The organism is Vibrio hangzhouensis, assembly GCF_900107935.1.
In the GTDB taxonomy this organism is placed as follows: Bacteria; Pseudomonadota; Gammaproteobacteria; order Enterobacterales; family Vibrionaceae; genus Vibrio; species Vibrio hangzhouensis.
The window spans coordinates 1-12,905 of sequence record NZ_FNVG01000032.1 but is presented as its reverse complement, the minus strand read 5'-3'; the positions used below and the strand labels follow the sequence as shown (position 1 = coordinate 12,905).

Annotated in this window: 12 protein-coding genes; 10 read left to right on the top strand and 2 right to left on the bottom strand. The window is 46.1% G+C overall.

Features of this window, described 5'->3' with window-relative positions:
* Positions 1 to 100 precede the first annotated feature (100 nt).
* Positions 101 to 1,426 carry a PTS sugar transporter subunit IIC gene (locus tag C4S60_RS20895; RefSeq protein WP_167391009.1) on the bottom strand — a complete coding sequence of 442 codons (1,326 nt, stop codon included), beginning with the start codon at positions 1,424 to 1,426 and terminating at the stop codon, positions 101 to 103.
* A gap of 363 nt (positions 1,427 to 1,789) precedes the next feature.
* On the opposite strand from C4S60_RS20895, the gene C4S60_RS20885 reads away from it, so the two are divergent.
* From C4S60_RS20885 to C4S60_RS20870, 4 genes are all read left to right on the top strand, one after another.
* Entirely contained in the window at positions 1,790 to 2,095 is a 306-nt protein-coding gene (locus tag C4S60_RS20885; protein ID WP_103882235.1) for a PTS sugar transporter subunit IIB, read from the top strand.
* A gap of 85 nt (positions 2,096 to 2,180) precedes the next feature.
* A complete protein-coding gene (locus C4S60_RS20880) occupies positions 2,181 to 3,509 on the top strand; it encodes a PTS sugar transporter subunit IIC (protein WP_103882234.1) in 1,329 nt (442 codons plus the stop codon).
* A gap of 121 nt (positions 3,510 to 3,630) precedes the next feature.
* Entirely contained in the window at positions 3,631 to 3,948 is a 318-nt protein-coding gene (chbA, locus tag C4S60_RS20875; protein WP_103882233.1) for a PTS N,N'-diacetylchitobiose transporter subunit IIA, read from the top strand.
* Positions 3,949 to 4,206: 258 nt separating this feature from the next.
* On the top strand, positions 4,207 to 5,163 hold the full coding sequence (locus tag C4S60_RS20870; RefSeq protein WP_103882232.1) for a LacI family DNA-binding transcriptional regulator: 957 nt from the start codon (positions 4,207 to 4,209) through the stop codon (positions 5,161 to 5,163).
* Here C4S60_RS20870 and C4S60_RS20865 read toward each other — a convergent pair.
* Positions 5,160 to 5,954: an AraC family transcriptional regulator gene (locus C4S60_RS20865; RefSeq protein ID WP_103882231.1), complete on the bottom strand. Its 795-nt coding sequence runs from the start codon at positions 5,952 to 5,954 to the stop codon at positions 5,160 to 5,162. The genes C4S60_RS20870 and C4S60_RS20865 overlap by 4 nt on opposite strands.
* Positions 5,955 to 6,312: 358 nt before the next feature.
* Between C4S60_RS20865 and C4S60_RS20855 the strand changes: the two genes are divergently transcribed.
* The 6 genes from C4S60_RS20855 to C4S60_RS23590 all read left to right on the top strand — a co-directional run bounded on the left by C4S60_RS20855 (position 6,313) and on the right by C4S60_RS23590 (position 12,778).
* Entirely contained in the window at positions 6,313 to 7,227 is a 915-nt protein-coding gene (locus tag C4S60_RS20855; RefSeq protein WP_103882229.1) for a DMT family transporter, read from the top strand.
* Between the two features lie 114 nt (positions 7,228 to 7,341).
* On the top strand, positions 7,342 to 7,827 hold the full coding sequence (locus C4S60_RS20850; RefSeq protein ID WP_103882228.1) for an acyl-CoA thioesterase: 486 nt from the start codon (positions 7,342 to 7,344) through the stop codon (positions 7,825 to 7,827).
* 444 nt (positions 7,828 to 8,271) lie between these two features.
* Positions 8,272 to 10,080 (top strand): alpha-amylase family protein, encoded by a 1,809-nt coding sequence (locus tag C4S60_RS20845; protein ID WP_103882227.1) that lies wholly within the window; start codon positions 8,272 to 8,274, stop codon positions 10,078 to 10,080.
* A 191-nt stretch (positions 10,081 to 10,271) separates the two neighbouring features.
* Positions 10,272 to 11,447, top strand: a complete 1,176-nt coding sequence (gene malE / locus C4S60_RS20840) for a maltose/maltodextrin ABC transporter substrate-binding protein MalE (protein WP_103882226.1) — start codon at positions 10,272 to 10,274, stop codon at positions 11,445 to 11,447.
* Positions 11,448 to 11,859: 412 nt separating this feature from the next.
* A complete protein-coding gene (locus tag C4S60_RS20835; RefSeq protein WP_167391008.1) occupies positions 11,860 to 12,285 on the top strand; it encodes a phosphate-starvation-inducible protein PsiE in 426 nt (141 codons plus the stop codon).
* 334 nt (positions 12,286 to 12,619) lie between these two features.
* Positions 12,620 to 12,778: a hypothetical protein gene (locus tag C4S60_RS23590; RefSeq protein ID WP_160111393.1), complete on the top strand. Its 159-nt coding sequence runs from the start codon at positions 12,620 to 12,622 to the stop codon at positions 12,776 to 12,778.
* Positions 12,779 to 12,905: the final 127 nt, after the last annotated feature.

The following is a 12,905-nucleotide window of genomic DNA, read 5'->3' as shown; positions in this document are numbered from 1 at the left end:
TATAACGAAGTCACCAGTCTTATCTTGTGAGAAATTGCACACATATTAACTAAGCCCAAAGCTCGTCTATCTGGGTGAGAAGGAGACAATCCCGCTTAGTTCACGATACACCCATTTCTCTACCCTGCATGCGCTCGGCTCTCTCAGCTTCCTGTTCAACCAGTATCTTCTCATGTGCTTTGAAAAACGGCAGATAAATGAAATAAGAGTTGATCATTGCAAAGCCCACCATAAAGGCGTTCATGTAGCTACCATTTGCCGCCCATGCCGCACCAATTGGAGCAGGCACGGACCATGGAATCATCAACACGACTCGGTCTAAAATCTCAGCTGACGTCAGAAACCAGGCTAATGTTGCATTAAGCATGGGCACCATCACAAACGGTATGAGAAACAGCGGATTCATGATGATTGGAAAGCCAAATAAAATCGGTTCGTTGATATTAAATATCGCAGGGATTGCTCCAACCTTGCCAACCGACTTTAATTGATTCGAACGGCTCCTTATTGCCAGGTATACCAGTGGCAGGGTGGAACCGACCCCACCAATAAGTAAAAAGAAGTCCCAAAATCCCGGTAGATAGATGTGTGGCAATACCGCTTCTCCGGCTTCTAACGCTGTTTGGTTTTCTAACAGATTCGACATCCAGAATGGGTTCATGATCCCAGTAATAATTAATGCACCATGAATTCCCATAAACCAGAGCAACTGACAAATAAGTATTGAGACCAACACCGCGACCAGACTGTCTGATGCCAGGACTAAGGGACGAAAAATCGCCTCAATAAGTTGGGGAAAATGTACACCAAACTGCGCTTCTAGGAACACGTTGAACGAAGAAATGGTTATCAGCACAACAAATATGGGAATGATGAGCTTAAAGCTCTGTATAGTGAGAATGGGCACGTCTTCTGGCATTTTGATGTACCACCCCTGCCGTATGAATACACGAACAACCTCAATAGAGTAGATGCTGGCAATCAGTGCGGTAAATAGCCCTGCTCCCCCCAGATAACGAACATCCTCCTGACCGTTTAGGTAAAAACCAGCCAACATGAGGAATGCCATACATCCCGTCAATCCAGACAATCTCTCCGGCAGTTGATAACTCTTGGCCAAACTTGCAGACACACCAAACGACACAATAAGTCCGACAACACCCAAAGTGAGTTGATAGGTCGGAAGCAAAATAGGCCTCAGAGCGTAAGACATATCCAGCCAAGCCACTGACATCCATGACTGCGCATCAGCAAAGGGTGGGAAAATGACAGGCACAAACATACAGCCTACAAAGATAAACGGCATCGCCAATTGGAAACCATCTCGCATCGCCATCAAATGCTGGCTACGCATCAACAATTTTGCAATAGGATTCATGAACTGCTCTACCTGATTGGCACACAGTCTCATAATAGAGTGATTCATTTGGGCTACCGATTGTCTGGATCTGCGTCAGAATAACCGATTAATCAACAGCACGGAAACGCCGCATCCAAATCTGATGCTTTCCCCACACTTTTCAGCTAATTTTAGTGAATGACAGCCCCGACCATCCCCAACAAACCAGCATTAAATATAATAACCACCCCTCCTCTTGTTACTTTTACGTCTTCACCACTCAGTTTCCATTCAGAAATAGCATCGTTAACTCCGTCACGGAAAATTGACCTCAATATCATTTTCAAGTGATCACTTTCACACTTAAATGGAAATAATTTGGAAACCGGTTTCCAAATTATTTCCACAAAGGCATAGTACAGACACATTCAAGGTTCTGGAGAAGAAAAAATGAAAAAAATTATGCTTTGCTGCTCAGCCGGCATGTCCACCTCACTACTGGTTAGAAAAATGGAAGCATCTGCGCAAGAGCGTGGTATCGAAGCTGAAATAAAAGCCTTTGGTGCTAGCGAGTTCGATGCTCAGGTGGGGAACTACGAAGTCGTACTACTTGGCCCCCAAGTTAAGTACATGCAAGCTGACTTCCAAAAGAAAGCCGATGCACACGGCATCAAAGTAGAGCCGATCAACATGATGGATTACGGCATGCAAAAAGGTGACAAGGTGCTTGATTTTGCAATTGAGCTAATCGGCTAACTGACTTTCGCTCGGTGATCCTCCCTTATTTCTATTTCGACTCCGAGCGTTCTTTTTAATTTAATATCCAAACGAGAGTAACGACATGGGTGCTATGTACGACAAAATGGTCAATGTTATCGAGCAAAAGGTGACCCCTATTGCCGGTAAGATTGGCCAACAAAAATACATTACTTCTATACGTGACGGATTTATTGCCGCACTCCCTTTTATGATTGTTGGTTCATTCATGCTGGTGTTTATCTTCCCCCCGTTTTCAGCGGAGACAACATGGGGATTTGCACGAGCATGGCTAGACTTTTCTGACACTTACCGCGAACAATTGATACTACCCTTCAACCTTAGCATGGGGATCATGACGATCTTTATATCAGTGGGGATCGCATCAAGCCTGGCTCGCCACCATGATCTTGACCCGGTAACGACGGGACTGCTGTCGCTTATGAGCTTCTTGCTTGTGGCAGCGCCCGTTCAAGATGGTATGCTTTCGATGCAGTACTTCTCTGGCCAAGGGATCTTTACTGCAATTATTACTGCTATTTATTCAACCGAAGTGTACGCATTTCTGAAACGTAACAACATTACCATCAAGCTTCCACCAGAAGTACCAACCGGTGTTGCACGTTCATTCGAAATTCTTATTCCGGTACTCGCGATCATCCTGACATTGCACCCACTGAACCTGTTCATTGAAGCTCAGACTGGCATGATCATCCCACAAGCGATTATGGCACTGGTACAGCCACTGGTTTCAGCATCTGATACACTTCCAGCAGTACTGCTTGCGGTTCTCGTTTGTCAAATCCTTTGGTTTGCAGGTATCCACGGTGCACTGATCGTTACTGGTATTATGAACCCATTCTGGATGGCAAACCTTTCTGTAAACCAAGCCGCTATTGCTGCTGGTGAAGCCATTCCGCACATCTTTGTTCAAGGCTTTTGGGATCACTACCTACTGATTGGTGGCGTAGGTTCCACACTGCCACTTGCATTCCTGCTGCTTCGTAGCAAAGCGGCTCACCTACGCACTATCGGTAAGATGGGTACCGTACCGGGTCTGTTTAACATCAACGAACCTATCCTATTCGGCGCACCAATCATAATGAACCCTGTGTTCTTCCTACCATTCATTCTAGTTCCTATGGTGAATGCAACTCTGGGCTGGTTTGCTCTTGACTGGGGTCTGGTTGAGCGTGTGGTATCTCTCACGCCTTGGACAACACCAGGACCTATCGGTGCATCCTGGGCCGCGAACTGGGCATTCAGTCCTGTCATCATGTGCTTCATCTGCATGGCGATGTCAGCAATGATGTACCTACCGTTCCTAAAAGCTTATGAGAAGCAACTGCTTGAGCAAGAAGCTGCGGACGAGAAAAAACAACAAGAAGCAATGGGTCAGCCAGCCACAGCGTAATCGCCAGAAGCTTGCAACCTAACGCCAGAAATAACTAAAAAGTCGCCCCTTAGTCTTAATTGGGGTAAGCACGGGGCGACACTTCCTACCTTTGGGTACACAATATTTAAGAGGCACGAAAATGGATAATACGGATCTAGAAGAACAAGTAATGGGCATCATCATTAACGCAGGCCAGTCACGCAGCTTGTGTTATGAAGCACTTCGCCACGCCAAAAATGGCGAGTTTGAAGAAGCAGAAGGTCTGATGAAAGAAGCACAAGAGTTCGCTAACCAGGCTCACTTGGTCCAAACCCAACTGATTGAGGCAGACGAAGGGACGGGCAAGATGAAAATGACGTTAGTTATGGTTCACGCACAAGACCACCTAATGACTTCAATGCTCGCCAAAGAGCTAGTTGCAGAGATGATAGAACTTCACAAACGTATCGCGAAGTAATCCAGACACGACGCTAATTACTTTTTTCATACTTATCGACCACACGGAGCGAGTCAGGGAAAAGGTGTTACATAGGATCACCTTTTGATTATTGGTCGAAGCAGCTCTACCGTGCTCCCTTCCTTCCGGAGCTGCTATTTTCCTCATTCACTTGTTGTGACGACTTGGCTCACTACCTCTAAAAGAGTACAATATCGGAAATTGTGGGAAACGGTTTCCCATATGCAGAAACTCTCTGAATGAATTAAGGTTGTTTTCATGGCTACTATTACTGACGTCTCATTATTGGCCAACGTGTCTAAAGCCACGGTATCGCGGGTAATGAGTGGCAGCCGTGGTGTAAAACCAGAAAGCCGTGAAGCCGTACTCAGAGCTGCTGAAGAATTAAATTACCGACCAAATGCTGCCGCGCAAACACTCGCTAACCAGCGCTCAGATTACATTGGCGTGATTCTTTCTTCGACCGATGCAGGTCAGGTCTCTACCTACCTTCCCCTTCTGGCTAAATCGCTAAAAGCAAAAGGCAAACATATGTTGGTTCAGTTTGCCGAAACACCAGAAGAACAGATACGAATGGTTGAAGAGCTCAACCAAAGGCATTGTGATGCGATTATCTCGCTCGGCGGCACGACAGAAGCCCTTAAAAACGACAACATCATCGCTATCGACGGCTTAGCCAGTGCCGAACATGCCATCGGCTACGACTATAAATTTGCCGCTGAAAGTGCCTGTCGTTTCCTTTCGAGCAAAGGTCATACTAGCATTGCGATTGTTGTTGATGATGAAAGCTACGCTTCCAATCAGGTGCTGGAGGGGTACAAAACGTCATTGCAAAACTTAGCAATGCCTGTGAATCGCCAACTGATTGTCACTGCAAACGGCAACAGCGAACAGGCGATCATGTCGCTGCTGAACAGTTACCACCCGTTTACCGCACTGGTCGTGATGCGCGATAGCCAGGCTGCAGTTGCGATGAACCTGTTCCGCGACTTCAACTTGGCCACCCCACAAGAGGTATCCATCGTATCTTTAGAAGACTCACAACTTGCCAGCCAGTTAAATCCTCCTTTGACCTGCATCAGCTATCCATCTCAGCAGATCGTTGATTTTGCCATGGAACAGCTTGACGCCATTCTTGATGACAGACCCACCAGCCACAAGCCTCTTATTACCGGTCGCCTGGTGACTCGCGAGTCCGTGACGAATCGACGCTAGTTTTGCAATAACTTGTTCTTATATTGCTCAGGTGTCTGCCCTGAGTACTTTTTAAACATCGCAATAAACGGGCTTGCTTGATTATAGCCAAGCGTGAATGCAACCTCTTTAACTGAGTGGCCCGCCCTTAGTAAATCCATTGAGTAGAGGTACCTGACGCGCAAGCGCCACTCGGTGAAACTCATCCCCAACTCACTCTGGCAATAACGAGCTAATGTACGCTCTGTAGTATGCACTTTGCTCGCCCAGTCATTAAGGCTGATATCGTTAGTGGGTTCTTCCTCAATCGCCGCAAGTATCGGTGCCAGGTATTTATTGTTGCTTGAAGGTAAGAAATGATGTTGCTCTTGCTGATCGCTGAGTTGGTCTAGGAGCACTTGAACCAGACGTTTGTCCTTTTCTGATCCCGCTACGTTGATACTACGGTGACGAAAATCCTCGATAATCGACGATACAATCGGTGTCACTTTAATAAGGCTGGTTTTCTTTGGAAATGTCGACGTCAATTCATGAGCAATATTAAGTGAACAGTATTCCAGGGGTTTGCGGTTAAAACTGCAGTGCATCACGCCAGCGGGTACCCAAATAGCCAGATGAGGCGGTGCAAGAAAACGTGTGTCCTGCGCTTCCATTTCCAGAATTCCACCACTGATAAGCTGTACCTGTCCCCATGGGTGGCAGTGAACTCGTGTTTCGGTATTTGAAAGAAAGGCGTCGAAGTTCATAAAAACGTCTGACGGCATTTTATCAATAGAAAGAGAAGGATGGAGGTTTCGAGTACTTTTTTTCAAATTGTCTTCCTATCGCGCGCAATGTCTTAATGGAGATATTTGTAATTATAACGACCTGTCACACTATGTATACCCAAGTGACCCCAAGATGCAGATTCAGAGCACTAGACAGGGTTTATATCAAGGAAAATGTCCGTAGGAATGGCAGTCCATTTCAAGGGCATTTGACGCCGAGATATGCCCTGCCTAGTGCTCCCTTCAGGCGAGTTTGCTTTGCTCACAGCCTTTGTTGGCTACTTTCTGCATAGGCCCACTATGCATTCAAGCCGCCGCCGTGTCTGCAAGCCAAGAAAATCTCGCTGTATCAGTATGTTGGGGTCACTTGGGTATATTCTTACAAATCGAGACGAGGCTCACAATGGTTTACTTACTTCCCTTCCTGACCGTACTTATCTGGGGCGGAAATTCTATTGTGAATAAGCTCGCAGCCGATGCCATTGAACCCAGTGCGATGAGTTTTTATCGCTGGGCTCTGGCAATGGCCGTCATGACACCATTCTGCCTGCCGAAGCTCAAAAAATACTGGCCCGAAATTAAAAGAAACAGTGCAAAGCTCGCATTTCTAGCACTACTTGGCATGGTACTCAACCAATCCCTTGGCTACTATGCTGCGTTAACGACCTCAGCCTCGAACATGGCACTGATTACGTCACTTGTCCCTCTGATTAGTGTCTTTTTGTCAGTTCCACTGTTAGGCAAACGTATTTCGATGCTCAGCATTGCTGGTGGCGTCATTTCGCTGGCGGGACTGGCATTTATGCTGGGTCAGGGTGACGCACTGTTCTTCCTCCATCAGGATGTCACTCAGGGAGACGCGTTAATGGTGCTCGCTGCAGTTGTCTATGCGACTTACTGTGTGCTTTTAAAACGTTGGAAGATGCAGTTGTCGAGCTGGATGTTGATATATTCTCAGGGGATGTTGGCGGTCATCATGTTATTCCCTCTATTACTGTCCAGCAACGCGGTACTGCCGACTTCGGCGTCGTTGCCTTTAATTGCCTATGCCGGGCTTCTTGCCTCGCTCATCGCTCCGTTATGTTGGGTAAAGGCAATCGATGTGATCGGGGCAGACAATAGCGCTATGTTTATGAACCTCCTCCCTGTTATTGCCGTTGCGTTAGCCGCAGTCTTACTGGGGGAAACCATTACTCAGTACCATTTCATTGGCGGGCTCATGGTGATTTCCGGTGTTATTCTGTCTCAAATTAAGACTCGAAACCGTCAGACACCAATCCGTCCGGTGGACCGGAATCTGACCATTGACAAACAGTAGGCCTTAAATCCCTCATCGCAGTTTATGAATGACATGATTATCTTGGTGATAGCACATTGTTAACAATTTTGTCATACTCGCTTGTGCCCAAAGAATGATAAAAGGATGTTTACAATGAGTAGTGGCAAAAGAGATATTACCCTCCGTTTTCTTGCTGAACCTGGTGATGTCAATTTTGGCGGAAAAGTTCATGGTGGCGCAGTCATGAAATGGATCGATCTGGCCGCTTATGCTTGTTCCGCTGCCTGGAGCGGCAAGTACTGCATCACTGCATACGCCGGTGGAATCCGGTTTGTTCAACCCATTCATGTTGGAAATCTGGTTGAGGTCAGCGCCAAGGTCATATACACCGGCCGCTCTTCGATGCATATTGCCATCGATGTACAAGCCAGTGATCCGAAAGAACTCAAGAACCGACTGACCACGCACTGTATCGTCATCATGGTGGCGGTCGATGAGGAAGGCAAGCCCACAACGGTGCCGGAGTGGATTCCTGAGACATCAGAAGATATTCAGCTTCGTGACTCCGCCATCAAGCTGATGAACATGCGTAAACAAATCGGTGAGGAAATGGAAGCTCACGTAAAGTATCTCAAATAGCCCAAAAATACTAGAATATACTCAAGTAACCTCAAGATGCTTGTTCAGCGAGAATTACTTGGCTTCTAGGCGCGGCAGTGATTTGAAGATCTAGTGGCTCTAAATCGAAAATCGCTAACAAAGCATATAAGCCAAGTAAACTCGCCCTTTGGGAGCTCATCAAGGTGCCCATTTCTGCGTCAAATAGCTTCGAAAGGAAATAGCCATTCCTTCAACTATTTTCCCTAAACTGAACACCTTGATGAAGCTCTGAGTCCTGCATCTTGAGGTCACTTGAGTATACACATGCAGCCCCCACCCTTGGTACTGCATGTGTTATCTATGTGTCATCTACGCCCCCAATTCTGGGTTAAAAGGATGAGTTTTTTCATTGTCCCTTCATCTACACTGCAGTCATACGATAGATTTTTTCTATATCCTACATATTAGTTTCGTGAGACAACTATGCACATTAATCCAACAATAAGTCGCCACCAAAGAATCCATCTGTATCAAATTTTTACTCGCCTCTATGGCAACAAAAACCGCCGTAACCAACCTTGGGGCACTATCGAACAGAATGGTGTCGGAAAGTTCAGCGACATCACAGATAAAGCACTCCAATCGATACGCGAACTTGGCATGACACATATCTGGTATACCGGCATCCCTCATCATGCATTAGTAAGAGATTACACCCAGTTCGGCATTAGCAATGACCACCCTTCCGTTGTCAAAGGCAGGGCAGGTTCACCCTACGCAGTTAAAGACTACTACTCTGTTAACCCGGATCTCGCTGACGATCCAGCAAAACGAAACCAAGAGTTCAACGCACTGATTGAGCGAACGCATAATGCGGGGCTAAAAGTCATTATTGACATCGTGCCCAATCACGTCGCAAGACAATATGAAGGATTAAACAACCCTGATGGTGTGTCTGATTTTGGAGCAAGCGATGATGTCAGCGTTGAGTACTCCCGTGAGAATAACTTTTACTACATTCCCGGTGAGGCCTTTGAGCTACCCGACATCCCCGCCAGCCTTACACCACTAGGGGGTGAAAATCACCCTCAACTGGCCAAACCGTACAGGGAATTTCCGGCCAAATGGACGGGGAATGGCTCGAGGCAGGCCAAACCCAATGCTGACGACTGGTATGAAACGGTAAAAGTGAATTATGGCGTTCGCCCGGATGGCAGCAAAGACTTCCCTGAACTGCCAGAACATTATCGAGAAAAAGACTGTGACGCACACTTTGATTTCTGGTCTGACAAAGAGGTACCCAGTTCCTGGATAAAATTCCGTGATATCGCCCTTTACTGGATCGCTCAGGGGGTAGACGGCTTCCGGTACGACATGGCAGAAATGGTACCGGTCGAATTCTGGAGCTTCTTAAACACTTCAATTAAAAGAACAAATGCTGATGCTTTTTTAGTTGCCGAAGTCTATCAACCACATTTGTACCGGGATTATATACAGTTAGGAAAGATGGATGCACTGTACGATAAAGTTGACTTGTATGACTCACTTAAGGACATCATTCGTGGGCATGGACACACTAAAAATATCACCCGAATCCAGTCGGAGTTAGCCGACATTGAATCACATATGCTTCATTTCCTTGATAACCACGACGAGCAGCGCATTCCTTGCCCAGATTTCGCTGGTCGGGCTGAACATGCTATTCCAGCGATGGTTGTTTCAGCAACAATCAGTTCCGCTCCAACCATGCTGTACTTTGGCCAGGAAGTCGGTGAAGCGGGCGCTGAAATTGCAGGTTTTGGTCAGCCAACACGCACCTCTATCTTTGATTATATTGGCGTACCAAGCCACCAGCGCTGGATGAACGATGGTGCATTCGATGGTGGCCAATCAACAGAAAGCGAACAACAGCTGCGAAATTTCTATCAGAGGCTAATGACCTACTCACTCACAAGCCCTGCCCTGAAGGGCAGCATGCACTCTCTGGGACTGGAAAATGATCACACTCAAGGTGAATTGCAAAGTAAGTTGTACGGGTACCTGCGTCACTATCAGGCACACAATGTTCTGGTACTGGTAAACTTTGATACCGTCCAAAGCTCTCATTCACCGATTCGACTAACTACCGACATTATTCAGGTAATGGGCTTAAAGGACGGTCATTACCTTATTACCGATGCCTTAGACAGTGCATACAAAGTCAGCCTTATCATTGAAGCCGGAATGGGAAGTATTGATTGTCAGCTAAAACCTCTCGCATCACATATTTTTGAAGTCGCGCCGCAGCGCTAAATTCAGCTATCCCGATAAAACATCAAGTGGCCTCAGCCTTTGCGCTGAGGCTTTGTCATTTTGCACCTACCAACATCACATCAAGACCATATGAAATAGATTAAACCTATAGCAGAATCGAAATTGTCTATTTTTCGTCTTGCGCTGGGCGGTTTATTCTGGGTCCATTCCAAATAGTCAGGATAGTAACAATGAAAAAACTAAAATCATCCTTAACGGCTTTAGCACTTGCAACGTTAACCGCTACGCCCGCACTCGCAGTGACAGAAGGGGAACTTCTAATCTGGATCAATAGTGACAAAGGTTACGAAGGTCTGGCAGAAGTCGGTCGTCAATTCGAGCAAGACACCGGCGTGAAAGTCAGTGTTCAGTTCCCAGAATCGCTTGAATCACGTTTTCAACAGGTCGCAGCAACGGGTGATGGCCCGGATATCATCTTTTGGGCACACGACCGCTTTGGTGGCTACGCAGAAGCCGGTCTGCTGCGTGAAGTGAAACCAAGCAAAGAATTCCAGGACAAATTGGTTGGCTTCAGTTGGGATGCGGTAAACTATCAGGGCAAACTAATAGGTTACCCATTGGCTATTGAAGCCATCTCTCTGATTTACAACAAAGATCTGTTACCAGAACCACCAAAATCGTGGGAAGAGTTACCAGCGATTCAGGCTAGAATGGCGGCTCAGGGTAAACAAACAATCATGTGGGATGTGAAAAACGCTTACTTTACCTGGCCTATTGTCTCTGCAGGGAGTTACTCGTTCAAAAAGACTGACGATGGTCACGATGCCACTGACCTTGGCATCAATAACCAACGCGCACAACAAAACCTCGCCTTCTTGTTAGATATGAAAAACAAAGGAATTGTCGATCCGGGGATGGATTACGCAAACGCAGAATCCGCATTTGCTAAAGGTGATGTCGCCATGACCATCAACGGCCCTTGGTCTTGGGGTAACCTTGACAAGGCAGGTCTCAATTATGGTGTTGCCACCTTCCCTACCTTAAACGGAGAGAAGTCTAACCCATTTGTCGGTATTCTGAGCGCGGGCATCAGTTCTGCCAGCCCCAATGAAGACCTGGCGGTGGAGTTTATCGAGAACTACCTGTTTACTGACGAAGCCTTAGAAACCATCAACAACGACAAACCTCTGGGCGCCGTCACATTGAAGACGTTCCAGAACTCTCTTGAGTCGGACTCCCGTATTAAGTCGACAATGGTTAACGCTGAAAATGGCGAAATCATGCCTGCTATTCCACAAATGATGACTTACTGGATTTCTGAAGGTGCGGCTATCGAAAATGCATTAAATGGTCGACAAACCGTACAGGACGCACTAGCTACCGCAGAGAAACAAATTCTAAGATAAAGATTATACGACTCCGTTTTTGATCGTAGGTCAAGTCCGCTGTAAAAGGCGGGCTTTTTTACTTTGTAATTCTGAACGTTAGGAAGGCGCACGTTCAATCGATGTATACTCAAGTAACCTCAAGATGCTTGTTCAGCGAGAATTACTTGGCTTCTAGGCGCGGCAGTGATTTGAAGATCTAGTGGCTCTAAATCGAAAATCGCTAACAAAGCATAGAAGCCAAGTAAACTCGCCCTTTGGGAGCTCATCAAGGTGCTCATTTCTGCGTCAAATAGCTTCGAAAGGGAATAGCCATTCCTTCAACTATTTTCCTTGAACTGAACACCTTGATGAAGCTCTGAGTCCTTTATCTTGAGGTCACTTGAGTATATGCTAAGGTAAGCATAGGATTCACAATTAATTACAAATAATCATGCCTTCTCATTTACCAAAATCATTCAGTAGACCTTTTTTAAAAGTCTTTCATATCCTCGAAGCCGTATTGCTCGTTGCCATCACACTTGCGACTTTATTCGCTATGCTCGCAGAGTTTATGCACGTGTTTACAGAAGGACGTGTACAACTGACTGACATTCTTCTGATGTTCATATATTTGGAAGTACTGGCTATGGTTCAGCAATTTGTCATGAACGGTAAGATCCCCGTGCGGTACCCGATCTACATCGCCATGATGGCCATCGCTCGTTACATCACATTGGGCATGAAAGAACTGGATGCTGTACCTGTCGTTTGGCTGTCCGTTGCGGCGTTTATCCTTGCGGCAGCAACCTTACTGATTCGTGTAGGACATCACTATTGGCCTTACGTGGATTCCAAAACCAATAAACCCGACGAATGAATTCGAAGTTAAGGTGAATATCTGTAAGAAAGTATGTCTACGGGATAAACGCTGTCTCTGAGGTTTTTCAACTAAAAACCAACAAATATCCCGTATATTCAGATTACTACCCTAATCTCAAACAGAGACGGTCCTCCTATGTTTGTAAGCAAACATTCATACTCTTCCGGGCATTCACAAAACTGCCATTGAAATGTTCTACATTGCTATCTATACCAATATCATTCGCTTGAAAAAGCCGGAAAAAGCCGGTTTTAGGCATTGTCGCTCTCAACATGCAACGGCAACGCACGCTCTTTGATACGTCACGTCAGTTGAAACTAGGAGATAGATTATGGATCGGACCTGCCCTATGTGTAACACCCCTATGATCGAAAGAAACACCGAACACGTGTGTCCCAGAAACGATATTGGTGACTGCTGCTACGATCCCTATTTAAGTGATGCTGACACAGAAAAAGAAGTCGACAATGAGTCAGATCGCCTCTATTAATGGCTCAAGAAAACAATGTTATACTCAAGTAACCTCAAGATGCGTGTTCAGCGAGAATTACTTGGCTTCTAGGCGCGGCAGTGATTTGAAGATCTAGTGGCTCTAAATCGAAAATCGCTAACAAAGC

What these genes read in the sequence shown, in the direction of transcription:
- chbA (WP_103882233.1), top strand. Translation starts at nt 3,631, where the DNA reads ATGGATAATACGGATCTAGAAGAACAAGTAATGGGCATCATCATTAAC.
- C4S60_RS20870 (WP_103882232.1), top strand. Translation starts at nt 4,207, where the DNA reads ATGGCTACTATTACTGACGTCTCATTATTGGCCAACGTGTCTAAAGCC.
- malE (WP_103882226.1), top strand. Translation starts at nt 10,272, where the DNA reads ATGAAAAAACTAAAATCATCCTTAACGGCTTTAGCACTTGCAACGTTA.
- C4S60_RS20850 (WP_103882228.1), top strand. Translation starts at nt 7,342, where the DNA reads ATGAGTAGTGGCAAAAGAGATATTACCCTCCGTTTTCTTGCTGAACCT.
- C4S60_RS23590 (WP_160111393.1), top strand. Translation starts at nt 12,620, where the DNA reads ATGGATCGGACCTGCCCTATGTGTAACACCCCTATGATCGAAAGAAAC.
- C4S60_RS20835 (WP_167391008.1), top strand. Translation starts at nt 11,860, where the DNA reads ATGCCTTCTCATTTACCAAAATCATTCAGTAGACCTTTTTTAAAAGTC.
- C4S60_RS20855 (WP_103882229.1), top strand. Translation starts at nt 6,313, where the DNA reads ATGGTTTACTTACTTCCCTTCCTGACCGTACTTATCTGGGGCGGAAAT.
- C4S60_RS20880 (WP_103882234.1), top strand. Translation starts at nt 2,181, where the DNA reads ATGGGTGCTATGTACGACAAAATGGTCAATGTTATCGAGCAAAAGGTG.
- C4S60_RS20845 (WP_103882227.1), top strand. Translation starts at nt 8,272, where the DNA reads ATGCACATTAATCCAACAATAAGTCGCCACCAAAGAATCCATCTGTAT.
- C4S60_RS20885 (WP_103882235.1), top strand. Translation starts at nt 1,790, where the DNA reads ATGAAAAAAATTATGCTTTGCTGCTCAGCCGGCATGTCCACCTCACTA.
- C4S60_RS20895 (WP_167391009.1), bottom strand. Translation starts at nt 1,426, where the DNA reads ATGAATCACTCTATTATGAGACTGTGTGCCAATCAGGTAGAGCAGTTC.